Below are 21,206 nucleotides of genomic sequence, written 5' to 3'. Positions count from 1 at the left end.
TCTCCCTTTTCAGCTGGTTCGTTCGTCGAACCCGGGTCACCCTGGTGGGCAACCCGGTCGGTCACCCGATGTTATTCGGCAGCTTCCGCAATCATGTCTACCGAGCAGAACTTGCGGCCAAGCTTGCCTTCCTTGAACGACACGCGGCCGTCGACGAGCGCGAAAAGGGTATGGTCCTTGCCCATGCCCACGTTCACGCCCGGATAAATCTTGGTGCCGCGCTGGCGCACGATGATGTTGCCGGCGACGACTGCTTCGCTGCCGAACTTCTTCACGCCAAGACGACGACCGGCCGAATCACGACCGTTACGCGAAGAACCGCCTGCCTTCTTATGTGCCATGGTCTATACTCCTCGTATCTTCGCTTACGCTTCCGCGGCCGGGGCTTCAGCCTCGGCGGGAGCGGCGGCCTTCTTCGCCTTCGGCGCGGCCTTCTTGGCTTCCTGGGCACCGATCGCGGTGATCTTCAGGATGGTGTGGTTCTGGCGGTGGCCGTTCTTGCGACGATAGTTGTGGCGACGGCGCTTCTTGAAGACGATAACCTTCTCGCCCTTCGCCTGCGCAATGATCTCGGCCGAAACGGTCAGACCGTCGGTCGACTTCAGCTCACCACCTTCGCCGGCGAGCAGAACGTCGCCGAGCGTGACCGTCGAACCGGCCTCGCCGTCGAGCTTCTCGACAACGATCTTGTCTCCTGCGGCAACGCGATACTGCTTGCCGCCCGTGCGCACGATAGCGAACATCGGGTCTCTTCTCTGGTTCAAATGCTTGTGCCCGCCAAGGTTGCACCCCGGCAGGAGGAAGGGCGCAGCTAAGGGAGAGAGTCGCCGAAGTCAACCGGTAACTACCCATAAAGGGCAGTTTAGTGACGGTGCGTGCGCTTCAAAGTGTAGCGGCCGCCGGTATAGCCGTCGAAAAGCCCGTTGATCGCGGGGTGGTCGACCGGTTCCTCGCTGTCGTCGGCCACCAGGTTCTGCTGGCTGACATAGGCGACATAGCTCGATTCGTCGTTCTCGGCGAGCAGGTGGTAGAAGGGCTGGTCCTTGCGGGGGCGCACGTCCTCGGGAATCGCCTCGTACCATTCCTCGCTGTTGGCGAAGACGGGGTCGACGTCGAAGATCACGCCGCGGAACTCGAACTGGCGGTGGCGCACCACGTCGCCGATGGCGAAGCGCGCGGTCGCGACGGCGGGCATCGGAACTCCGGGCTCAAGGGGGGAAGGGGAGGCGCCGGGGGCTTGAGTCATGGACTTAATCTAATATCTCTTCGTTTAGGTACAAGGATGCGCTTGCAGTATCCGAAACGCTGCGCTAGGGGCCGCCCCTCACAGCGACCGACGCGGAGTTTTCCGCGCAGTAATCGCCTCGCGGAGAGGTGGCAGAGTGGTCGAATGCGCCGCACTCGAAATGCGGTTTACGGGTAACCGTAACGAGGGTTCGAATCCCTCCCTCTCCGCCATTTACGCCTTCTCATAGCGTCTCAGCTTGTCCCAAGTCGTCTCAAAAAATGAGCGATTTCAGATACTTGCTGAAAATCATTGTCTCGGTTAGTCTCAAGCAGGATCGGGGCAGCGCGCCGCAATTGGTGGTACCTTGTAGGGTACTGAATTGCGGCTCGGCCTTTTCGGGGACGATCCAACGACCAGCTGACCCATGGCGGGTACGGGTCTTGAACGGGAGTTCGAGACTATGACCGGCCGCACGCTCAATCGACTCACTGCCACCAAGGTCGCGGCGCTAAAGGAGCCCGGCAAGTACGCGGATGGGGGTGGTCTGTACCTCCATGTGGACGCATCAAGGCGCCGCTGGCTCTTCCGCTACTCCTGGCGAGGGTCTCGCTGCGAATTCGGCCTGGGTAGCGCCCGGTCGCTCTCGCTCGCGAAGGCGCGTGAGCAGGCAGCGGAGTGCCGTGAGCTCATTCTGGAAGGGCGAAACCCGAAGCTCGCTCGGGGCCGGGGCCATGATGCGATTACCTTCGGGGAGTTCGCCGACCAGTATATCGAGACGATGGCCCCCGCCTGGCGGAATCCGAAGCACGTGGCCCAGTGGAAGATGACGCTTACAAAATATGCTGCACCGCTTCGAAGACTAGCGATTGCGGACATCGGTACCGACGAGGTGATGCGGACGCTTCGACCGCACTGGTCCCGCGTTCCGGAAACGGCGGACCGGCTTCGCGGGAGGATCGAGAATATCCTAGACGCAGCTAAGGTTGCGGGCTTCAGAGATGGCGAAAACCCGGCCAGGTGGCGAGGGCACCTTAACCAGTTGCTCCCCAAGCGTCCTGGATGTCGCGGTCATCATGCGGCGCTGGCTTTCCAGAAGATCAGGCCGTTCATGAAGAAGCTCCGGACTCGTCCGGCTAATGCGGCTCGAGCGCTTGAGTTCCTCATCCTGACCGCAGCGCGGACCAAGGAAGTGCTGCTGGCAGACTGGAGCGAGATCGACCTCAGGCAGAAGCTCTGGATCGTACCTGCCGAGCACATGAAGGCTGGGCGCGTGCACCGAGTTCCCCTGTCAGATCCCGCGCTGGAAATTCTGCTTGCGACCCCCGAGGACAAAAGAAGTGGTTTCATCTTCAAGGGCGAGGGATTGGAAAAGCCGCTCACCATTATGGCAATGCCGATGCTGTTGAGGCGGATGAAAGTGGACGCGACCGTGCATGGTTTCCGTTCTACCTTCAGGGATTGGTCATCTGAGGAGACAAATTATCCCAATGAGGTGTGCGAAATGGCGCTCGCGCATAGCATTCCAGGAAAAGCGGAAGCCGCCTATCGCCGAGGGGATCTCCTCAAGAAGCGAAAGGCCCTGATGGACAGCTGGGCGAAGTATTGTGGGCCGCACCCCATGCCGAAGGTGAAACCGGCCTGAGCCAGGTCGGGCATCGCGGCGGGCGGAGCTGCGGTGCCCGACTATCTGGAAGACATGAGCAGGCTGGCCACGCGGTATCGCTCTTAGCCAAGGGATTATTGCATTATTCCGCTGGAGGCATTGTCCACGGCATTCCTGGCATGTCTAGATCCAATCGGCCGAAGGCGAGGGGACGACCGTCCGCCTGCTCCTCGGCCGCGAGTCCAGGCAGCTGGGCGCCGACGAATATGGGCTCGTGTCTTCGATGGAAGCTGAAGGCGGATCGGAGACGGTCCTCGTCGTCGAGGATGACGGCGAAGTTCGCGCCTACACCGTCGGCATCCTCCGCGAACTGGGCTATCGCGTGGTCGAGGCGCATGATGGGACACTCCGCGGTGCGCCTGCTCGAGCGCGACGATTTTTCGATCGATCTGCTGCTTACCGATGTGGTGATGCCCCAAATGTCGGGCGAGGAGCTCGCGCATACCGCGCGCTCCATGCATCCAGACCTGAAGGTCCTGTTCGCCTCGGGCTACACTCGCGACGCGATCATGCGGGACGATCGGCTCGAATCTGGCGTCGATCTGATCACCAAGCCATTCACCTACGCCACGCTTGCCGCCAAGGCGCGCGAAGTGCTTGGACGCTAGGGCGCCGGCGCGCGATTACATCGTCGCCAGTGTGTCCCCGGCGACCTTCCGCACCAGCTCGACAACGGAGGTGGCGGCGAAGCGCTGCATGATCCGCGCGCGGTGAAATTCGACCGTTCGCGGGCTGATGGCCAGGCGCAACGCGATCGCCTTGTTGCTGGCGCCTTCCTGCAACGCGAGCACCACTTCGCGCTCGCGCGCCGTGAGCTTGCCGGACAGGGCGATAAGCTGGGGGTCGGTGAGCGAAACGGGTGCGGCGCGCGCGCCGTACCTGTGCGCAGTGATCAGCCAGCCGGCCGCGTTGTTTGCGCCATCGAACGGCTCGGCCGTGACATACAGCTCGACGGCGCCGAGTGTGTCGCCTTCGATCACCCCGGTCCAGCGGCCCTGCGATGCGATCTCCGACATCGCCGCGTCCACATCAACGCCAAGCACACCCAGAATCGCCAGCCCATGGATGGCGTCTGCCCCGCCACCGAGAAGCTGGTTAATCGCGGGGTTGCGGAAATGTGCGGTAAAGTCGCGGTCGCAAACGGCGACACCAATGGACGAATGATCAATCGCTGCGAGGACAAAGTCGCACGAAGAAAACCCGAATTCGCGTCCCGGAGAAAGTTGCAAAACTCCCGAAATAAAGATTTCCTCCCGATGCAGAACTATCTGTCTAAAACAATTTTTTCATAAGATCAGTTATTTGGCCTAGTAGTCATACGAGTATCTACCTTGAAAGGTTGCGGCTAAGCGAAAACTAATCCGGGGGGACCTGATTCCAGGAGACCGGTTTAGATGTTCGTTTCGCACGTGATGGCGTCCGCCACCCCTGCAACCAAGTTGCGCCTCGCGCTTCTCGGTAGCGTATCCACCGCCGCAGCAATGCTGCTTCTGCCCACCAGCGCATCCGCGCAGGCGACCACCTGCTCGCAGACCGGCACCACGATCACCTGCGTCGATGGCGCGGCCACCGTGCTGACGGGCACCACCACCGCCGGCAATACGACGATTGCAGGCCCCGGCCTGGTGACTGTCGATGCGACCAGCCCGGCAACGACGACCTATACCGCCACCGGCCCGATTTCGACGACGGGCGTGACCGCGGTCAACCTGACTTCCACCGGCGGTGCGCTCAGCCTCACCCCTGCTGGCGCCGGCGCGCCGGTGAATATCAACGTCACCGGCGGTGTCGCTGCCAATGGCGTCACGCTCAATACGCTCGCTCAGCCTGCCACCTTCACGGTCGGCAACATCGCAACCAGCGGCGCCAATTCGTTTGGCGTGCTGTCGACGGCCGGCGGCGACCTTACGCTGCGGACCGGCAACATCAACGTCACCGGTGCGAACAGCACCGCGATCGACGCCGGCGCCCAGACCGGCGCCATCTCGACCACTGCGGGCAACATCACCGCGACCGGCCGCGGCATCCGCACGGTCTCGGCGACCAACGGCGCGAACACCGTTGTCGTGGGCAATGTCGTAACGGGCGATCGCGCGATCCTCGCCAATGGAGGCACCGTGTCGGTCACCGCCGGCAACGTCACCACCTCGACCAACGGCGCCACCACCCCCGGCGGCTACGGCGTCGCGGCGCAGGGCTTCACCGGTAACGTCACGGTCCGCACGGGCTCGGTCAGCACGGTCAACGGTGCTGGCATTATCGCCAACGCGTTCAGCGCGACCGGGGCGATCGACATTGGTGGCTGCCCGAGCGTGACCACGACTGGCGACAACGCAACTGCGGTCTCGGCACAGGCCGCTGGCACCGGATCGGTGACGGTTAATTGCGGCGCGCTCTCTACGACCGGCCTCAACAGCAATGGCGTGTTCGCGACATCGGTCGGCGGCAACATGGCGGTCAACATCGCCTCGGCGACCACCTCGGGCATCGGCTCCTATGGCGTCACCGCCAACACCATCGGCGCCGGCACGGTCACCACCAATGCGGGGGTGATCACCACCACCGGCAATGGCGGCACGGGCCTGTACATCCGCGCGGCCACCGGCGCGATCGATGCCGGCTACGGCAACATCACCACGTCGGGCATCGCGGCCGGCGTTAACAGCGCCAGTGCTCTAGATCTTGCCTCAACCGGCACGATCAACCTGCGCGGTAACGGCTCGACGCTTCGCACCAATGGAGCCGGCGTGACCGCCGCGCTCGTCACCGGCGCGGGCGTCACGGGCAATCTCGGCAACGTCACCACCACGGGTCTCGGCGCGCAGGGTGCGATCATCACCTCGACCGCGCCGATCAACCTGACCGTCGGCACCGTGGCGACGACCGGCAATGGTCTGATCGTCAACGCCGGCACCAACGCCGTCACGCTTACCACCGGTGCTGTAACCGCGACCGAGGCGGGCGCGACCGGCACGGCCGTCAATAGCACCGGCGCGGTGACCTTCACCGGCGGCAGGCATGCGGCCAATGGCGCGAACGCGCTTCGCATCACCGGTGGTGCTGGGGCGATCAACGCTTCTGTCGCCGGCGCCGGGACTACCGGCACCGGAACTGCGGTCGTCATCACCGGCACCGGCCCGGTGACGTTCGTCAACAGCGGTACGATCACCACCACCGGCGCCACGTCTGACGGCATCAACATCGTTACGCCGGGCACCATCGCCATCACCGGCGGACAGGTTGCCACCACCGGCGCCAACAGCCGAGGCATTGTCGCCAATGGCGGCGGGGCAGTCACCATTTCGGCGACCGGCGTCACCACCACGGGCGCGACGTCGAATGCGATCGTGGCGAACAGCACGGCAGGCTCGGTTGGCGTCTCGCTCAGCGGCACAAACAACTCGGCCAGCCTTGACGGCGTGAGCATCGCGGCGGCGACCACCGCCAATCTCGCCCTGACCTCAGGCACCCTCACCGGCCTCAACAACGGCGCAACGATCACGTCGGGCACGGGCACCACGGTGACCAACGCCGGTACGCTCGGCGGCGGCAACTATGCCCTCGCGGTCACCGGCGGCGCGGCGACGGTCAACAATAGCGGCACGATCAACGGCCGCATCCTGCTGACCGCCAATGGCGATACGGTGAACAACACCGGCACCTTCAATGCGAACAGCAACAGCGACTTCGGCGCGGGCGCGGACGTGTTCAACAACAGCGCCACGCTCCGCGTACTCGGCCTGGCGACGACCGCCGGAACGGTCACGCTCACCGGACTGGAGACGTTCAACAACAGCGGCCTGGTCGATCTGCGTAACGGCCATGTCGGCGATGTGCTGGTTCTGCCGGGCAGTTATGCCGGCAACGGCGCGGCGCAGCTCGGCGTCGATGTCGATCTTATTGCTTTCACCGCCGACCAACTGCGCATCGGCGGCGCGGCGACGGGAACAACGATCGTCTCGGTCGCCGCGCTCAATAATGTGCCGGCGGTGCTCAGCACCAGCGCAGGCGCAGTGGTGGCGCAGGCCGGCGCGGCCTCGTCCGCAACGGCGTTCACGCTCGACGGCGGCAGCGTCGATCAGGGCCTGATCCAGTATGGCATCGTCTACAACCCGACGACCTTCGCCTACAGCCTAGTCGCCACGCCCGGCGTCGGGGTCTATCGCGCATCGCTGTTCGCCGAAGGGGTGCGCAACCTCTGGCTGCAGTCGGGCGACAGCTGGTCGGGGCATATGCGCGAGTTGCGCGACAATGTCGCCGCCAATGGCCCCGGTGGTGCCGGCGGTCGCGTCTGGGCCCAGGTGCTTGGTCAGGTCGAGCAACGCGGCAGCAACCGCAGCTTCGCCTTCAACGGCGTCACTACCCCGGTCGATCTGAGCTACAAGCAGGACTATTTTGGCGGCCAGATGGGCGTGGATCTGGGCGCTCCGGTGGGTGAGGGCGGATTCGCCTTCGGCCTGACCGGCGGCTATCTCAATTCCAACCTGAACTTCGCCAACTCGCCTGACCGGATCAACTTCGATGCGGTCAATGGCGGTGTCTATGCCAGCCTCAACGCCGGCAGCTTCTTCGTCAACGCGCTCGCCAAGTACGACTATTATTGGGGCGACAATGTCAGCATCTCGGGTCGCTACACCCAGAAGCTGAAGGGCTCGATCTATGGCGGCAAAGCGGAGGTAGGCGTCCGCTTCGGCAGCAAGCTCTGGTTCGAGCCGGCGGCAAGCGTTTCCTACACGCATTCCGATTTCGACAATTTCGGCAATGCGTCAGGCAATTTCGCTTTCAACGACCAGGACGGCGTGCGCGGCCGTGGTGGCGCGCGGATCGGCTTCACCAGCGATATCGGTCCCGCCAAGATGACGCTCTATGGGGGCGGCAACTATGTCCATGAGTTCAAGGGCCAGGACCAGGTCACCTTCACCAGCGGCGGACAGACGGTGCGCTTCGGCAACCAGCGGCTGAGCGACTATGGCGAAGGGCTGCTGGGTCTGAACATCGGCTCACAGCGCGGAGCGATCAGCGGCTTCTTCGAGGGCCGCTATGCCGATGGTGGCGATTATGAAGGCTATGGCGGCCGCGCCGGGGTTCGTTTCCGCTTCTGATCTTGCGAGGGGTGTTCATGGGTCGTCTCGCAAGAGACGGCCCATGCGCATTTGGACGTGTGTCGTTATGCCAACGCTGAAGCAGGGAAACCGCATCGGTCGCCCGGCTTCCATCTCAGTGGGGCCGAAACTTGAGCGCGCGGTGCCATGCCATGCACGGTGAACGCGTCGCCCCCCAGGCGAAAAAGCTTTGCCATTGTGGCTTGCGACGATCGCGCCTTCGCGGCGAGCCTTCGAGTCAATCCACAAGCGCCGGCAGATCAGTATACGGCATCACGGAGATTGCCGAACATGGTAGCGATCCTTCGATCGCCGATGCGGTCCTGCAGAAGCCAGATTTCGCGGCCTGATCGAGGCTGAGGCGAACGCGGAGCCGACGGGCTGCGGCGCTACGCATTCCCGGGTCAAGCGCGGCGTGCCTCGACGCGGCGTGCAGGTCGCGGGAGCCGCGGCCCTTGAGGCGCGTTCAATTGCGATGCCGCGCAAACTCAAGGTCTTCCGAACTGCAATCGGCTTTCACGATGCCTATGTTGCCGCCGCCAGCCAAAAGGCGGCGCTTGAGGCCTGGGGTGCTGCGGCAAACTTGTTCGCGCGCGGTGCCGCCGAGCTGGTGAGCGATGCCGAGTTGTCGAAGGAGCCGCTTGCCCATCCAGGCAAGGTCATCAAGCGCCTCCGCGGTAGCGAAGCCGAGCATTTCGCTGCCCTCGAACGGGCGAGTGCGGCAGATAGCCGGCGAGAACCCCAAGCATCGGCTGCGCCAAAGAGAAAGCCTCGCCCCCGGCCCGATCGTAAGCCGCTCGACGATGCCGAGGAAACCCTGGATGGCGCGCAGCGTGCGGCCGAGCAGCTAGAGCGGGACTTCCGCGAACGGGAGCGAAGGCTTGCACACGAGCGCCAGGCGGCCGAGCGCGCGGCAGGCGAGCTCGTGCGAAAAGCCCGATCGGCGCGCGATGCCGAGAAGCTGCGCTACGAAGAGATGCTGGCGCGCTGGCGAGCGTAACCTCCTACGCGAGAAGCGCTAGGCGGCCCACCAAGGCGGGGAGGGAGGTTGTGATCCTTGCGATCAGGCGTCTCTGCCGAGACGCAGATCAACGGCGTCGCAGAATTTCACAGTCGACAGCTTGAGGCCGTCCGCCGCTTCGATATCCACATGCCCTCGCAAGTCGAGCAAACCCTTGCTCGTCACTTCGTCCGCAAGGATGGCCCGGACGCTCGCGATGGCAACGCGTTCCGCCTCTGCGAGGCTGCCGCAATCCTGGCCTTCTTCATCGAGGGCGGTTCCGAAGCCGTTGTGCACATGCAGGTGATACCTTGGCATGCTGCCAAAACTTACCGGATCTCGAACAGTTTCCGGCGCTCTAGTGGTTGAGGTGTACCTTGGGCCACAATGAGTCCCATAGGCACATGAGCATCCTGACCTGCGGACAGCGCTCATCCCCCCAATTCCGCTGCGCGCCACGTGGTGCGGAAGGAAGTGCGGGTTACCCGCCGCGCGTTGCAGGCAGCTTCGATGTCGAGAATGAACGACAGGGGCCGATCGCGCGCATCATGCTCACGGACCGGGCTCGGCAACTATTCTGGATAGCGCAGGCCGGCGCGGCAGTCCGGGCGTAAACCACGCCACTAACTATGTTGGCCGCATACCGATGCCCGGACGGTTACCCGGCACAACAGCGGGCATGCGGCCGTTCGACACTCGGGCGCGGTTCTGGCTGTTCTGCGTCAGGAACACCGCAAAGAAGGGAGGCATTGTGGCCGCGGTGCATGATGGGGAAGGGCTGCCGAAGCTGAAATCGGTGGGGCGGAAGCGTTGCAGCCGCGGAACAAAGCCGACCAGTATGGATTGCTCTGTCAGGTCTTCAGACAGGGAGAATTGAAGTGGGTTGGATCATCGCACTGATAGTGGGCGGCATTGCCGGCTGGCTGGCCAGCATGGTGATGGGTCGCAACGCCTCTATGGGCATCGTCCTCAACATCATCGTAGGCTGTGTGGGCTCGATCATCGGCAATTGGCTTTCCGGTCCGCTCTTCGGCGTCCGCGGCAGCGTGCAGGAATTCTCGCTGACCGGACTGATCATCGCATTTATCGGCGCCGTCGTGTTGCTCGGGATCTTCAATCTGGTGCAGCGCAGCCGCGTTCGGTGAGGTTTGACGTACCGTCTGCTGCACTGAGCAGCAGGCGGTACGCACCATCCAGGTAAGGGGCATTTGATGCGGACCAATATTCCTGACCTACGACCCGGGTCTTAGAGACGGCATCACGGAATGCCGGATCAGTTGATCTCCCGCTCGCGTGCTACAAGCCCATCCTCTTCAGCTTTGCTTCGATCTCTCCGGCCACGGCTTTGTTGCGGCTGACCTTGTTCAGAAGCGTCCAAAGCCGGGATGCAGCGTTGCGATAGGCTTGCCGCCTCGTGCGCCGCGCTGTGCGCGTGACATAAGGGGCGGGCAAATCGAGCTTGCATTCTTCCGCTTCCAGGAGTGCCTCTACGACCGCCAAGGCGGCGCGAACGCCTTCGGCCCGACCGGCCCGAAACTCTGTGCTTTCCATCCTGCCCTTTCACATCGATCCGCGAGAGACTCGCTTCAGCCCCCGCCTCGCCATGCCGGTTGGGGAAGCTTTCCGCCAGCGCCGCCCTGCGAGACGGCGAGGTCAAACGCATGCGCCGATGATATGATGAGGCGCTGTCAGCTGGCCTCGTCGCGGGCTTCCGGAGGTCAGGGAGGAAGGTAGATTGGGCTGCGGCAGTGCCGCGGCCCCGGGAAAGCGCTTTGATGGCTTTGCCCCCGGGTGGGTTCGGCGCTAGAGCCGGCGGAATTCGGCAAGCGCCGCACCAGTTGGAAGCCAACCAAGCATGCAGATCATCGTTCGCGACAACAATGTCGATCAAGCGCTCCGCGCGTTGAAGAAGAATCTGCAGCGGGAAGGCGTCTATCGTGAGATGAAGCTGCGCCGGCATTATGAGAAGCCTTCTGAAAAGCGGGCGCGTGAGCGCGCCGCGGCGATCAGCCGCGCGCGAAAGGCCGATCGCAAGCGGGCAGAGCGCGACAAGTAACAAGGGACGACACGCGCTGTCGTCTTCGACAAGAGGGTAGGGCACTGAATTGTCCGCTCTTCCCAGCGAAAGGATTTCCGTGTCGCTTGACGGCCCCCGCCTCGCTCCTCTCTCCGGTGCAAAACCGGATGCACTTGTCATTCTGATCCACGGATATGGGTCGAATGGGGACGACCTCATCTCCCTGGCTCGGATGATCCAGCCAGCGCTCCCCCACGCCGCCTTCGTGGCGCCCAACGCGCCAGCGCGGATGCCAGGGCTCGCCGAGGCCTATCAATGGTGGCCGATCGACACCTTTTCGATGGCGGAACGCGCTGCGGGGGCCGACGCGGCCGCGCCGGGGCTCGATGCCTTCATCACGCAGGAGTTGAAAGATGCCGGCCTGCCGAGCGGTCGGGTCCTCCTCATTGGTTTCAGCCAAGGGACAATGATGGCCTTGCATGTAGGGTTGCGTCGATCGGAGGCGCTGGCGGGGATCATCGGAATCTCGGGCATGCTCGTCGCGCCGGAGCGGCTTCCGTCGGACATTGCAAGCCGTCCGCCCGTGCTTCTCATTCACGGTACCGAGGATGACGTCGTACCGTTCCGCTCGATGAGCCTGGCATCAACGGCTCTTGCTGAGGCTAGCGTCCCGGTAGAGGCCCATGTTTCCCCAGGCGTGGCGCACAGCGTAGCGCAGGATGGCCTCGCGGCCGCAGCGGCATTCGCTAGCCGCCTCCTAGGCTAATGTCCCTGCGCGACGGGATCAATCCGGCCTGCGAACCATCGAGCCAAGTAGGCCGGGTGCGCCAATGTGAAACGCGTGCGCATGTCAGATGAAGCCACTGATATAAAGGAAAGCGGGTCAACTATGCTCGCCAACTATGGCGACACGGATCTTGGTCGTCGCTCGAGCATGGCACCTTGAAGGAAGCGGCACGTCCAACGACGTCACTATGAGCTTGAGCTACTCGCCCTCAAGCCAGATCGTCAGTCAGGTCCGCACCAACGACGCCTATGCGCGGGGTGGAGCATCTCAACGTCAATCGCCGCTATACGTCGAACGGCTTCAACCGGCTTGCCGCTTCCGGTGGCGTGGGCTTCAGCCGTGACTTGCGTGGCCATCTGACGTTCTCCCGGACTGATAGCTCGGATATTCCTCGGAGAATCTGCTGCTTATGCTTTGTAGCCGCCCCGACGCGAATTGCTGTCCGTGGCCGGGGCGGCCCCTCACCGGTGTCGTCCGGGTGAGGACTTGCACCGGCATAGATGGAACCACCGGGCGCGCTCATCGTTCCCTCCGCGTTCCGAAAGGGGCGCTGGGGCGCGCGCTGCTCTCGTCAAGTTTCTCGCGTCCCGGCTCTACCTTGACACGAATATGAGCTGCTTCCTGCACCTGTCAGCGAGATCGGCCGAGTTTCTGCGGTTGTGGCCGCCCGGTCCGCTATTATGGCTGGTCACTGCGGGCACCGGCGGACTCCTCATCTTATTTCCACGATAGGGAGACGGCACCGCAACTGGCCCGCCGTTGCCGAGCGCCCTCGGCGCCCAGCAGACAGCTTGCGGCGACGTTCCGGGCTCTACAGCGACTAGAGTGCTGCACGGCTCGCGGCTGCCAGGATCGCCGGCGCTGCCACGATCCTGCGCTGATGATAGCGAGTGAGCTGTCTGACGAGCAGGGCGGGCGGCTCAAGGCTGGGCGCGGCACGAGGAGCCGTTAGCCTCCGCTTGATCGGCTACTTGCCGAAGGCGTCACAGCGAGACTGCCATCGACAGCAATAGGCCTATCTCAACGCCTTCCTGGTAGTGATTTTGGGACCCCCGCAAATCGTGCAGACATCGCTGAGTCGTTCAAAGTGGTCGCTCCCGACCCGCTCGCGCGCAGCCTGGTTTGCTTGGGATTTCCAAGAAAGGCTCAGCTTCTCGGAGATGCACTCGTCGCAGATCGGGGCCGGCGCCAGCCTCTCGATCAGGCTTCGGACGCGCTCCAAAATCGTGGGTGTTCCCTGCATTCCTCCCCCTATGAAGGGGATCCGACGCACGAGCAACGGACGCTCCGGAATGGACACACACAACCCGGAACCTGCGACGTCGCCGACCCGAGTAGGCTGACGTCGTTTGGTTTCAGCTCCAGGTCAGAATCAGGCGGCCGTTCGCCGGCACGCGATAGTCGATGCGGTCGGCGGAGCTGGAGTGAGGGCGTAAGGCATCTCCGCCCACCGTGACGAGCCTGACGCTCGGGAGCTTCCGCCGCTTCCGGCGTACGAGACTAAACCCGGCCGTGCAGGTCTCTCCGCCATCCAAGGTCAGAGTCAGAGCATTGTCGCCCGTGCGTTCGCGCGCGCGAACGAAATGATCGCAGTGGACAAGGAAGGGCGCACCTTCGACCTGGTGAAAGGCACGCGTCGCGAAGACCATCGCCGCGCCCGCCCCATAGACCTCCTGGCCGACCTGGCCGGCAAGCTGCCCGTCGGGATAGAGATCCTCGAGCGGGAAGGAGAGCTTGCGATCGACATGCCCATTGGTCTCGCGCTGCTTCGGCGAGATCGCCTCGGGCGGCAGTGCGTCGGGATAATAGTACCAGGCGCGGTCAAGCGCATATTTGCAATATTCAGCGATCAGCATGCGCGCGGCCGGCTCAAGGTCGGGGCCGCTATCGTCGAGATACTTCTCGAAGGCCGTGTAGGCATCGAAGCATTCGTAGATCGCCATGTACGGCGCATCTTGCAGGCATGTCGCGCCAAGGAAGTTACGGTAGTGGACGGCGAGCTCGAGCTCGCTCTCCCAGATTTCGCAATTGTGGAAGAAGCTGGCGAGATAGACGTAGCTCTGCTCCAGATACACATCTTGCGAGGTGATCCGCCACAATCGCATGCACGCTGCGGCGCCCCACGCGGTCAGGTTCGCCTGATAGTTGATGCTGAATCGCAGCCCCACCGCGGCGTCGATCGCCCCACGCGCCTCGTCGAGGAAGCGCTTCTCGTCAGTGAGCTCGAATGCCTGGAGCATCACCCAGGCATAGACTCCGCCGACATCCGTCTGGCCGCGGCCATCCGCCCCAGCGATCTCGGTGATCACCGAGAAATCGGTGACGTTATACTGGACCGGCCATTTGTACTCGAAGTGCTGGGCTGCCTTAACTCCATAGTCGATCGATTTCAGAAACAGTGCGCGCGCCTCACCGTCGCCATCCAAGGCGAGGCGTCCCAGGTTCAGCATCGGATGATAGAGGTACCAGCTGTCCACGGCATTTGCGTCCTTGTCGTCGCCGACATTGGGCAAATAGCGCCGCATCGCCTTGAGCTTCGGATCGTAGAATTTGCCCAGGCCAGCCTTGAGTTCCGCTTCGAGCGGATGGGGTTCTCCCTGCCACTTGCTCCAGTCGTGGATCGCCGCAACGATCGACATCTGAACCATGCTGTCGGGATATTCGGCCGCGGTGTAGGGATGAATGTAGCGGTGCCCATAGTGCCGGATGCTCGCCTCGGGCGCTTCGTCCAGATCGCATAGCGTACGTTCGGCACGGTCGATCCAGTCGCGAAAGTCGGTACGCGGCTGGTCGATCATCCTGTAGGCGACGCCGAGCATCTGAAGGAATTGCCGGGCTGATTCACGTTCCCCGGAATCGGTTTGGTGCCGGAAGACCAGGATCGCGTCGGAGAGAGTGACTTCGGCTCCGGCAGGCAGCGGCTCGGTTGGCGGGGTGCCGCTCTGTGTTGGCGTCGGCGGCAGATAGCCGAGTTCGGGCCAAACGCCGCCCACAGCGCCGTCGGGGCTCGTCTTGGTTGCGCGATAGAACGGATTCATCGCGGTGAGGTTCTGGAAGTATAGGACATTGCCGAACGCAGGCTCATCGAGGCGGAAATAGAGCAAGCCCGAATTGAGTCCGCGTTGCCCCGCTTCGACCGTGCCGGACGAACCTAGGGGATCGTCATTAGCGTCGAGCGGATACAGGTCGCGCGGCAGGAACGGTACAAGCAGGGATTCTGAAGGGGTGAGCGTCACCGTAAGGCGCAGGTGCTCGAGTGCGTCTTCGCCGACGCGGACAACAATGAGATGTTCCCCGAGTATGCTCGTCACCCGAAGCCGCACGGACTCGCCCGCTTCCGGTTTCAGCTTGGTCACCTCGAACTCATCTGGGAGATAGGCGGCACGTAACGCGAGACCGCCTTGCTCCTGACGTCGGATCAGCGCCCAGACGGAATCGCGGCTGCGGACCATTTCAACGTCCAGCGCGCCGACCGCGCAATCCGCAATTTTCTTGGTCGCGCCTTCCGCAAGCGCCCGGCGTAGCGCCAGGACGAAAGGAGTGGCACTCGATGTCTTCGATTTGAGCGCGGTTGTCGCCATGCCTTCTCCGCTGATCTGGGTAGAACAGGCACGCAAACCGGCCGTCCCGATCTCCGGTTCCGGCACCACCTCCGTTCCTTGACCCAGGTTATGAAGATTCCCTCGGTATCAACTTACGGTCGGAACGACGCCTTCGGCCGGAGGTTGGTGTGGGCAACCACTAGGAGACGGAACATGGCCGACAAGCAGCCGATGCAATCGGATGGCGGCGCAAGCAAGCGCGCGCCAGACGGTGTCGAAGATCCCGCATCGAATGGTGAGAGCAAGGGCGGCGCCTACCCCAATCCGCATACGGACGGCGACGGAGGCCATTTCGATGGCGGCCAGAGCGACAAGGGCTATGAAGGGCCTGAAAATCCGAACGCCACCACCGGCTCGGATCGGTAACGGACACGAAGCTTCGCGGGGTTCTCCTGCATTTATCCTCTTGCGCGCGCTTTGTTCGGAACTCCCCCTGCCACATGGGGTTCGAGCGGCGAGGAGATGTCCATGTCAGACTTAGCCGCCCCCCCCGCCCGAAACCTGTCCGACGCGCATACTGCAATGCCAAGCCTTGATGGGCGCAAAGCGATCATCACCGGCGGCACCACCGGGATCGGGCGAGCCATCGCCACTCTGCTTGCCTCGGAGGGCGTCGACGTGTTCGTCTGCGGTCGGGACCCGCAACATCTCCAGGACGGGCTCGAGCGCATCCGCGAAGTCGGGAAGGGCGACGGTATCGCGATCGACCTAGCCGAACCGGAAAGCGTCGACCGCTTCGTTCAGGCAGCCAAGGGCTACTTCGGGGATTTCGATATCGCGATCGTCAACGCAGCCATCCCAGCCCAAGGCGTGACCAAGATGAGCGCTGACGAGCTGCGCTACGCGATCGCGACCGACTTCACCGCCTATCTCACGACTGCCCATGCGGCGGCGGAAGTGATGAAGGACAAGGGCGACATCGTGTTCATCGGATCGGTTTCCGCCCATATCTTGGGGGCGGGATCCAGCGTTTATGCCGGCATGAAGGCTGGCGTTGCCGGTTTTGCCGAGGCACTACGCAAGGAGCTCGCGCCGAAAGGCATCAAGGTCTGCAATGTCGAGCCTGCAAAGACCGGCGCTGATTTCCAGTATCAAAGTTTTACTGCAGAAGAGCAGGCAGAGCAGAATCGCAACGAGACGATGCTCCGCGCGGAAGATATCGCTGTCGCGGTGCACTTTGTCCTCACTCAGGCGCGCCGCGCGAACGTGCAGCAGGTTGTTATCGCGCCGCGTGCACGAGGTGAAGAATGAGCGGCTTTCCGATTGATCGCCTGATCCTTGGCCCGGACGACATCGACCTGACCCGCTCGCCGCTGGCGGGGCAATTCGAGGCTGAGACCTATGTGCTCGGCGCCTTCAACCCCGCGCTTACCAGGCTTCCCAACGGCAACCTTGCTATCTTCGTGCGGGTGGCGGAAGCGCTTCGCCGGCCGGTCTTCGATGGCTATATCCACGCGATCCGCTGGGAGGAGGGCAAGTATGTCCTCGATGCCTGGTCGCTCGAACTCGTTGACACCGCAGATCCCCGCAAATTCCTTCTTCGCGGCGGGCGGTGGAAGGTCATGGCGCTGACCTCACTGTCCTGGATCCTGCCGGTCGAACTCACCCCCGACGGCCTCGAGATCGTTGAGATCCATTACGACAAGGCAATTGCGCCGCAGGGCAGCTTCCAGTGCTACGGCATCGAGGATGCCCGGGTCTCGAAAGTCGGCGACCGCTGGCTGATGACGACCTGCTCGGTAAGCCCGGAGCGGCATTCGACCACACTCTACAGCTCGGACAACGGTCTGGACTTCCGTTTCGAAGACATCGTCCTCGATCACCAGAACAAGGACATGCTGATCTTCGAAGGCCTGGTTGACGGCAAGTACTGGGCACAGACCCGGCCGCTCGGAGATTTGTATTTCACCTATCCTCCAGGGAGCGAATGGCGCGGCGGTCCGTCGATCAATCTGGCGACCTCGCCGGATGCGCTGCATTGGAAGCCACACCGCGAGCCCGGCATCCGTCCGCACGCGGCGACGGTCGCGACCGCACGGATGGGCGGCGGCACGCCCCCGATTCTGACCGATGAGGGTTGGCTGACCCTGTGGCATGGCGTCGAACCCAAGGAGATCGTCGGCATCTACCGGACCTATTGGTCGGTCCTAGACCGGGACGATCCCGCGAAGGTCATCCGGACCAAGCACAGCGCGCTGCTCGAAGCAGCCCCCGATCTCACCAAGCCGCTCGAAGACAAGATGTATGTCCGCGACGTGGTATTCACGACCGGGATCGTCGATGCGGGCGACCATTATGTCGTAGCTTCGGGCGAGGCGGATCTGGCCTGCCGCATCACGCATATCCCCAAGACCGTCTTCCAGGCGGAACGGGTAGGGGTGGCCGCCTAGCCTGCGGCCATCAATCTCGGAATTTCGCCAGGCAGCTCTCGGGCAAGGAAGCCGATCTTGCCCGAGACCGTCGCACGGTTGCGCCCGGCCTCGCCGTGCAGCCAAACTGCCCAGGCGGCGGCAATGCGGGGCGCCGCCCCGCGCGAAAGAAGACCGCCCATGATGCCGGCGAGCACATCGCCGGAGCCGCCGGTCGCGAGACCGGGCCCGCCGCCCTCATAGCAAAGCACATCCTCGCCGGGCGCGGCGATCCATGTCTCGGAGCGCTTGAGGACGACAGTCGCGCCGAACCGCTCCGCCGCCGATCGAGCAAGGGCCTCCGGCCTGTCTCTCACCTCGTCCTCGTCGCATCCCATCAACTGCATCATCTCGCCGGGATGCGGCGTCAGTACGACACGGCCACCATGACCGCGCACGGCATCCGCGCAGCCGCTCGCGCCGCCGATCGCTGCTGCGTCGAGCAGGATGCTGCGCTCTCCAAGGGGTTTGGCCAGCAGCCGGCGCACGATCGAGGATGCAGCTGAGTCGGGTCCCATGCCCGGGCCCAACACCAAGGTGTCGCACGCTTCCAGAAGGTCGAGCAGTCTGGCGACTGCGCTCGCGGCGATCTCTCCGGTCCCGTTTACCGGCAGACCGAACACCGCAGCCTCGGGCATTGCGATCCCCAGCGGAAGAGCGGCCTGCTCGACCGTGGCCAATTGGACCTTGCCGGCCCCGGCACGAAGAGCCGCTTCGCCGGTCAGCGCGAGGGCGCCGGGAACGGTGAGCGAGCCGCCCGCCACCAGCACGCGGCCGCGCGCATTCTTGTCGGTCTCCGCGTCGACCCGTGGAAGCGGATGGACGGTTAGCCATTCGGCACGTAACGCGATCATCCGCGCGCCGCCACGGCCCGGTCCGGCTCGCTCGTCACCTCGGCAACCGGATCCTGTTCGATCGAGGCAATTTCATTGTAGCGCACCAGCTCAAGGCCGCCATCTTTCCCCTTCGAAGCGTTGAAGCGATATTCCGTGACGGAGCAATTTGCGACATCGCCCTTCCTGTCGATCGAGAGTATCTCTTCCTCGCTCAGATTCTCGATGATGTAGCGCAGGCAGAGCACCACCACTTGGTGGCCGACGATCATCACATGTCGTCCGCCGTAGTGAAGCGACACGGTGTCGAGCAGGCTACGCAGGCGCAGGATCACGTCGCACCAGCTCTCGCCACCGGGCGGACGGTGATAGAATTTGCCGAGCAGACGGCGAAATTCCGCCTGTTGCGGTAGCTGCGCCGCGACGCCGGCGGTGGTGAGCCCGTCGAGAATTCCGAACTCTTTCTCGCGCAGCCGCTCGTCGACGCAAACGGGTTCGTCCGGCGCGGCCCCGCCGGCGTCGCGGAAGCGGCGGGCGGTCTCGCGCGAGCGGACATAGGGGCTGGAAAGGATGACGTCCGGCTGACCGTTGCCCTGACCGTCGGCAAACCAGCGGCCAAGGGCGTCGGCCTGCTGTTCGCCCAACTGCGACAGCGGTACGTCAACGTCACGCATGTCGATCGGAATGCGCTCGAGGCCCGCGGCATGAGCTGCGTCGCGCGCGACATTGCCGGCGCTCTGGCCATGGCGGACCAGCCAGAGGCGCGCTGGCCAGCTGGACGTTTCGGCCCCGCTCACGCGCTACCGCGCCGACGCCGGGTCTCCCAACCCTTCTTCGCGGCGGCGGAGCGTTTCTCCGCGCTTTGGCTGGAGCCGCCTTTTTGGCCGCCTTTGCGGGCGCTATCGTGATTCTGTTTTTTACCGCGTCCCGAGCCGGACTTCTTGCCGCCGCCTGACTCCTTGTTCACGGTCGCCCAGGCGCGGCGCTCAGCTTCCTTCTTGGGCGTGCCTCGATCCTCGTAACCCTCCTCGATATGCTCGGCCTTACGCTTCTGCTTGTCGGTATAGGCGCTCTTGTCACCCTGCGGCATGGTCCTCTCCATCGACAGACGCGCTTTTCAACGACGCTGGCGGGAGAATGATCCGGTCGCGCGCAGGAGGGAATTTGGCATGGCGCCGCGCCGCAATGGGACGTTGCCGACGACCTAGGCGCGTCGGTTCGATCGCGATCGTCACAAGGCACTTGGCGCCTATATCCGGCAGGGTGCCGTTCAAAAAGAGCAGGCGAGCCACCCTATCGTCAACTGACTCTGCGTGGTGCCAGCTAGAGGAGCAGGGAGGAATCGACCCCGGGCGGAGCGCCATGGACTTGGCGGACCTTCAGGCTGCCGGGTGGGAGGATGCGGAGTATATCGGCTGCCGGTATCGCGGGATCCAGCCAAGCCGACCATTGGTCGCGAGCCAGAGGAATTATCTGGCGATGGTGATAGGGCGCGACGTCTGAGCCGGCGTCAAGAGTCAGCATCGTAAAGGCTTCGCCGACCTCCGGATGCTTGCGCCAGATGCCGGCAATAGCGAACCAGTCATGCTCCTCGAGCGTGAACAGCCATTTGTTCTGCCGCTTCTGTTTGGGGTCTTTCGCCTTGGTGAATTTGTAGAAGCCGTCCGTCAGGATCAGGCATCGGTTGGACTGGAATTCCCGGCTTTCCGCGCGATAATTATAGACGGGCTTTCCCGTCGGCCCCGGCCAGCTCCATCTGCGATTGAGGAGAGCTCCACGCGCGCGGGCCCCCGCCACACTGGCGACGATCGGCGCGATATCGGTGATCTTGATGTCTTCGCGGGCTGCGACATTCGGCGTGCCCTCGGGCGTGTCGATCGCGATCTCGAGCTCGTCGAAATCCTCCATGATCGAGGCGATATCGACCTCGTGGCGATAGTCATTGCACATGGCGAGCTCCCGATTTGCACCTCGAGCATGTTCGCATTATGTTCTCACCATGCAAGCAAGGCCCTTCGAGTCGGATGCACCCTTTGGCAGCCGCAAGATCATCATCCGGCGCAATCCGCGCACGGGCAAGCCTCAGGCGATCGAAGCGAGCTGGGGTCTCGAGCCGTGGGAGCCGGAGGGCAAGCCGTTCCGCTTCATCCGTTCCGAGGGACGCAGCTTTCCGCATCAGCGCTGTCTCGTGCCAGCGAGCGAGTTCCAGGTAACCAATGGCGACCGCAAGTTCCGGGTCACGCTCGACGACGGCAACTTCTTCTATCTCGCCGGCATCTGGCGGCCTTCCTCGGGTGAGCGCGACGTCAGCTACGCGATCATCACGATCGAGGCCGGACCGGATATCTTTTTCTATCAGGAGCGGCAGGGCGCGGTGTTGCTGCGGCGGCAGAATATTGCCTGGCTCGACCTCGCTCAGCCCGAGTCCGAGCTGCTGCGCGCGCTGCCGAAACATAGTTTTCATATCGAGGAAGTGGGCCCGAAAGGGCTCGCCGATCGCCAGCGCATGCTGGCCTTCTGAAAGGGCTTACCCATGTTCGCGCAAACATCGCCGGTTGCAGCCCCA

The 21,206-nt window shown here is 63.4% G+C and carries 22 protein-coding genes and 1 tRNA gene; 12 read left to right on the top strand and 11 right to left on the bottom strand.

The window, feature by feature from the left end:
• Positions 1 to 71: 71 nt before the first annotated feature.
• From rpmA to hspQ, 3 genes are all read right to left on the bottom strand, one after another.
• Entirely contained in the window at positions 72 to 341 is a 270-nt protein-coding gene (gene rpmA / locus O3305_RS07465) for a 50S ribosomal protein L27 (protein WP_180144722.1), read from the bottom strand.
• Between the two features lie 24 nt (positions 342 to 365).
• A complete protein-coding gene (gene rplU / locus O3305_RS07460; protein ID WP_184000535.1) occupies positions 366 to 743 on the bottom strand; it encodes a 50S ribosomal protein L21 in 378 nt (125 codons plus the stop codon).
• A gap of 119 nt (positions 744 to 862) precedes the next feature.
• Positions 863 to 1,195, bottom strand: coding sequence for a heat shock protein HspQ (hspQ, locus tag O3305_RS07455; protein WP_184171213.1), 333 nt, complete (start codon positions 1,193 to 1,195; stop codon positions 863 to 865).
• Positions 1,196 to 1,368: 173 nt separating this feature from the next.
• Here hspQ and O3305_RS07450 point away from each other — a divergent pair.
• The 3 genes from O3305_RS07450 to O3305_RS07440 all read left to right on the top strand — a co-directional run bounded on the left by O3305_RS07450 (position 1,369) and on the right by O3305_RS07440 (position 3,499).
• Positions 1,369 to 1,458, top strand: a tRNA-Ser gene (locus O3305_RS07450).
• Positions 1,459 to 1,688: 230 nt separating this feature from the next.
• A complete protein-coding gene (locus tag O3305_RS07445; RefSeq protein WP_269575835.1) occupies positions 1,689 to 2,870 on the top strand; it encodes a tyrosine-type recombinase/integrase in 1,182 nt (393 codons plus the stop codon).
• Positions 2,871 to 3,226: 356 nt separating this feature from the next.
• Positions 3,227 to 3,499: a response regulator gene (locus tag O3305_RS07440; protein WP_269575834.1), complete on the top strand. Its 273-nt coding sequence runs from the start codon at positions 3,227 to 3,229 to the stop codon at positions 3,497 to 3,499.
• A gap of 15 nt (positions 3,500 to 3,514) precedes the next feature.
• Here O3305_RS07440 and O3305_RS07435 read toward each other — a convergent pair whose 3' ends face one another.
• Complete coding sequence (locus tag O3305_RS07435) at positions 3,515 to 4,120, bottom strand: helix-turn-helix domain-containing protein (RefSeq protein WP_269575833.1); 606 nt, start codon at positions 4,118 to 4,120, stop codon at positions 3,515 to 3,517.
• Between the two features lie 252 nt (positions 4,121 to 4,372).
• Here O3305_RS07435 and O3305_RS07430 point away from each other — a divergent pair, with 252 nt between their 5' ends.
• Positions 4,373 to 7,993, top strand: coding sequence for an autotransporter domain-containing protein (locus O3305_RS07430; RefSeq protein ID WP_269575832.1), 3,621 nt, complete (start codon positions 4,373 to 4,375; stop codon positions 7,991 to 7,993).
• Between the two features lie 475 nt (positions 7,994 to 8,468).
• On the top strand, positions 8,469 to 8,993 hold the full coding sequence (locus tag O3305_RS07425) for a hypothetical protein (protein ID WP_269575831.1): 525 nt from the start codon (positions 8,469 to 8,471) through the stop codon (positions 8,991 to 8,993).
• Between the two features lie 63 nt (positions 8,994 to 9,056).
• Here the strand turns inward: O3305_RS07425 and O3305_RS07420 are convergent, their stop codons facing one another.
• A complete protein-coding gene (locus O3305_RS07420; protein WP_269575830.1) occupies positions 9,057 to 9,290 on the bottom strand; it encodes a DUF6894 family protein in 234 nt (77 codons plus the stop codon).
• A 581-nt stretch (positions 9,291 to 9,871) separates the two neighbouring features.
• On the opposite strand from O3305_RS07420, the gene O3305_RS07415 reads away from it, so the two are divergent.
• Positions 9,872 to 10,138 carry a GlsB/YeaQ/YmgE family stress response membrane protein gene (locus tag O3305_RS07415; RefSeq protein WP_116842202.1) on the top strand — a complete coding sequence of 89 codons (267 nt, stop codon included), beginning with the start codon at positions 9,872 to 9,874 and terminating at the stop codon, positions 10,136 to 10,138.
• Between the two features lie 151 nt (positions 10,139 to 10,289).
• Here O3305_RS07415 and O3305_RS07410 read toward each other — a convergent pair whose 3' ends face one another.
• The gene (locus O3305_RS07410) at positions 10,290 to 10,544 is read right to left on the bottom strand and encodes a hypothetical protein (protein WP_269575829.1); all 255 of its coding nucleotides are present in this window, start codon (positions 10,542 to 10,544) and stop codon (positions 10,290 to 10,292) included.
• A 304-nt stretch (positions 10,545 to 10,848) separates the two neighbouring features.
• On the opposite strand from O3305_RS07410, the gene rpsU reads away from it, so the two are divergent.
• Positions 10,849 to 11,049, top strand: coding sequence for a 30S ribosomal protein S21 (gene rpsU / locus O3305_RS07405; RefSeq protein WP_269575828.1), 201 nt, complete (start codon positions 10,849 to 10,851; stop codon positions 11,047 to 11,049).
• Positions 11,050 to 11,128: 79 nt separating this feature from the next.
• Entirely contained in the window at positions 11,129 to 11,776 is a 648-nt protein-coding gene (locus O3305_RS07400; protein ID WP_269575827.1) for an alpha/beta hydrolase, read from the top strand.
• Positions 11,777 to 13,152: 1,376 nt separating this feature from the next.
• Here O3305_RS07400 and O3305_RS07395 read toward each other — a convergent pair.
• The gene (locus O3305_RS07395) at positions 13,153 to 15,447 is read right to left on the bottom strand and encodes a hypothetical protein (protein ID WP_269575826.1); all 2,295 of its coding nucleotides are present in this window, start codon (positions 15,445 to 15,447) and stop codon (positions 13,153 to 13,155) included.
• Between the two features lie 105 nt (positions 15,448 to 15,552).
• On the opposite strand from O3305_RS07395, the gene O3305_RS07390 reads away from it, so the two are divergent.
• From O3305_RS07390 to O3305_RS07380, 3 genes are all read left to right on the top strand, one after another.
• Complete coding sequence (locus tag O3305_RS07390; RefSeq protein ID WP_269575825.1) at positions 15,553 to 15,765, top strand: hypothetical protein; 213 nt, start codon at positions 15,553 to 15,555, stop codon at positions 15,763 to 15,765.
• A 102-nt stretch (positions 15,766 to 15,867) separates the two neighbouring features.
• A complete protein-coding gene (locus O3305_RS07385) occupies positions 15,868 to 16,650 on the top strand; it encodes an SDR family oxidoreductase (RefSeq protein ID WP_269575824.1) in 783 nt (260 codons plus the stop codon).
• The gene (locus tag O3305_RS07380) at positions 16,647 to 17,789 is read left to right on the top strand and encodes a glycoside hydrolase family 130 protein (RefSeq protein ID WP_269575823.1); all 1,143 of its coding nucleotides are present in this window, start codon (positions 16,647 to 16,649) and stop codon (positions 17,787 to 17,789) included. Before O3305_RS07385 ends, O3305_RS07380 begins: the two co-directional genes overlap by 4 nt.
• On the opposite strand, the gene O3305_RS07375 is transcribed toward O3305_RS07380, so the two are convergent.
• The 4 genes from O3305_RS07375 to O3305_RS07360 all read right to left on the bottom strand — a co-directional run bounded on the left by O3305_RS07375 (position 17,786) and on the right by O3305_RS07360 (position 20,590).
• The gene (locus O3305_RS07375) at positions 17,786 to 18,661 is read right to left on the bottom strand and encodes an NAD(P)H-hydrate dehydratase (protein WP_269575822.1); all 876 of its coding nucleotides are present in this window, start codon (positions 18,659 to 18,661) and stop codon (positions 17,786 to 17,788) included. The two genes, O3305_RS07380 and O3305_RS07375, sit on opposite strands and share 4 nt — an antisense overlap.
• Complete coding sequence (locus O3305_RS07370) at positions 18,658 to 19,437, bottom strand: histidine phosphatase family protein (protein WP_116842209.1); 780 nt, start codon at positions 19,435 to 19,437, stop codon at positions 18,658 to 18,660. Before O3305_RS07370 ends, O3305_RS07375 begins: the two co-directional genes overlap by 4 nt.
• Positions 19,434 to 19,730: a plasmid stabilization protein gene (locus tag O3305_RS07365; RefSeq protein ID WP_269575821.1), complete on the bottom strand. Its 297-nt coding sequence runs from the start codon at positions 19,728 to 19,730 to the stop codon at positions 19,434 to 19,436. Before O3305_RS07365 ends, O3305_RS07370 begins: the two co-directional genes overlap by 4 nt.
• A 233-nt stretch (positions 19,731 to 19,963) precedes the next feature.
• Entirely contained in the window at positions 19,964 to 20,590 is a 627-nt protein-coding gene (locus O3305_RS07360) for an SOS response-associated peptidase family protein (RefSeq protein WP_269575820.1), read from the bottom strand.
• Between O3305_RS07360 and O3305_RS07355 the strand changes: the two genes are divergently transcribed.
• Positions 20,589 to 21,161 carry an SOS response-associated peptidase family protein gene (locus O3305_RS07355; protein WP_269575819.1) on the top strand — a complete coding sequence of 191 codons (573 nt, stop codon included), beginning with the start codon at positions 20,589 to 20,591 and terminating at the stop codon, positions 21,159 to 21,161. The genes O3305_RS07360 and O3305_RS07355 overlap by 2 nt on opposite strands.
• Positions 21,162 to 21,206: the final 45 nt, after the last annotated feature.

The organism is Sphingomonas sp. NIBR02145 (assembly GCF_027359115.1).
Taxonomy (GTDB): Bacteria; Pseudomonadota; Alphaproteobacteria; order Sphingomonadales; family Sphingomonadaceae; genus Sphingomonas; species Sphingomonas kyeonggiensis_A.
This window is presented reverse-complemented; position numbering and strand designations above follow the sequence as displayed.

What these genes read in the sequence shown, in the direction of transcription:
- O3305_RS07425 (WP_269575831.1), top strand. Translation starts at nt 8,469, where the DNA reads ATGCCGCGCAAACTCAAGGTCTTCCGAACTGCAATCGGCTTTCACGAT.
- O3305_RS07430 (WP_269575832.1), top strand. Translation starts at nt 4,373, where the DNA reads ATGCTGCTTCTGCCCACCAGCGCATCCGCGCAGGCGACCACCTGCTCG.
- rplU (WP_184000535.1), bottom strand. Translation starts at nt 743, where the DNA reads ATGTTCGCTATCGTGCGCACGGGCGGCAAGCAGTATCGCGTTGCCGCA.
- O3305_RS07360 (WP_269575820.1), bottom strand. Translation starts at nt 20,590, where the DNA reads ATGTGCAATGACTATCGCCACGAGGTCGATATCGCCTCGATCATGGAG.
- O3305_RS07410 (WP_269575829.1), bottom strand. Translation starts at nt 10,544, where the DNA reads ATGGAAAGCACAGAGTTTCGGGCCGGTCGGGCCGAAGGCGTTCGCGCC.
- O3305_RS07390 (WP_269575825.1), top strand. Translation starts at nt 15,553, where the DNA reads ATGGCCGACAAGCAGCCGATGCAATCGGATGGCGGCGCAAGCAAGCGC.
- O3305_RS07355 (WP_269575819.1), top strand. Translation starts at nt 20,589, where the DNA reads ATGGCGAGCTCCCGATTTGCACCTCGAGCATGTTCGCATTATGTTCTC.
- rpmA (WP_180144722.1), bottom strand. Translation starts at nt 341, where the DNA reads ATGGCACATAAGAAGGCAGGCGGTTCTTCGCGTAACGGTCGTGATTCG.
- O3305_RS07375 (WP_269575822.1), bottom strand. Translation starts at nt 18,661, where the DNA reads ATGATCGCGTTACGTGCCGAATGGCTAACCGTCCATCCGCTTCCACGG.
- rpsU (WP_269575828.1), top strand. Translation starts at nt 10,849, where the DNA reads ATGCAGATCATCGTTCGCGACAACAATGTCGATCAAGCGCTCCGCGCG.
- O3305_RS07380 (WP_269575823.1), top strand. Translation starts at nt 16,647, where the DNA reads ATGAGCGGCTTTCCGATTGATCGCCTGATCCTTGGCCCGGACGACATC.
- O3305_RS07440 (WP_269575834.1), top strand. Translation starts at nt 3,227, where the DNA reads ATGATGGGACACTCCGCGGTGCGCCTGCTCGAGCGCGACGATTTTTCG.
- O3305_RS07365 (WP_269575821.1), bottom strand. Translation starts at nt 19,730, where the DNA reads ATGCCGCAGGGTGACAAGAGCGCCTATACCGACAAGCAGAAGCGTAAG.
- O3305_RS07445 (WP_269575835.1), top strand. Translation starts at nt 1,689, where the DNA reads ATGACCGGCCGCACGCTCAATCGACTCACTGCCACCAAGGTCGCGGCG.
- hspQ (WP_184171213.1), bottom strand. Translation starts at nt 1,195, where the DNA reads ATGCCCGCCGTCGCGACCGCGCGCTTCGCCATCGGCGACGTGGTGCGC.
- O3305_RS07385 (WP_269575824.1), top strand. Translation starts at nt 15,868, where the DNA reads ATGTCAGACTTAGCCGCCCCCCCCGCCCGAAACCTGTCCGACGCGCAT.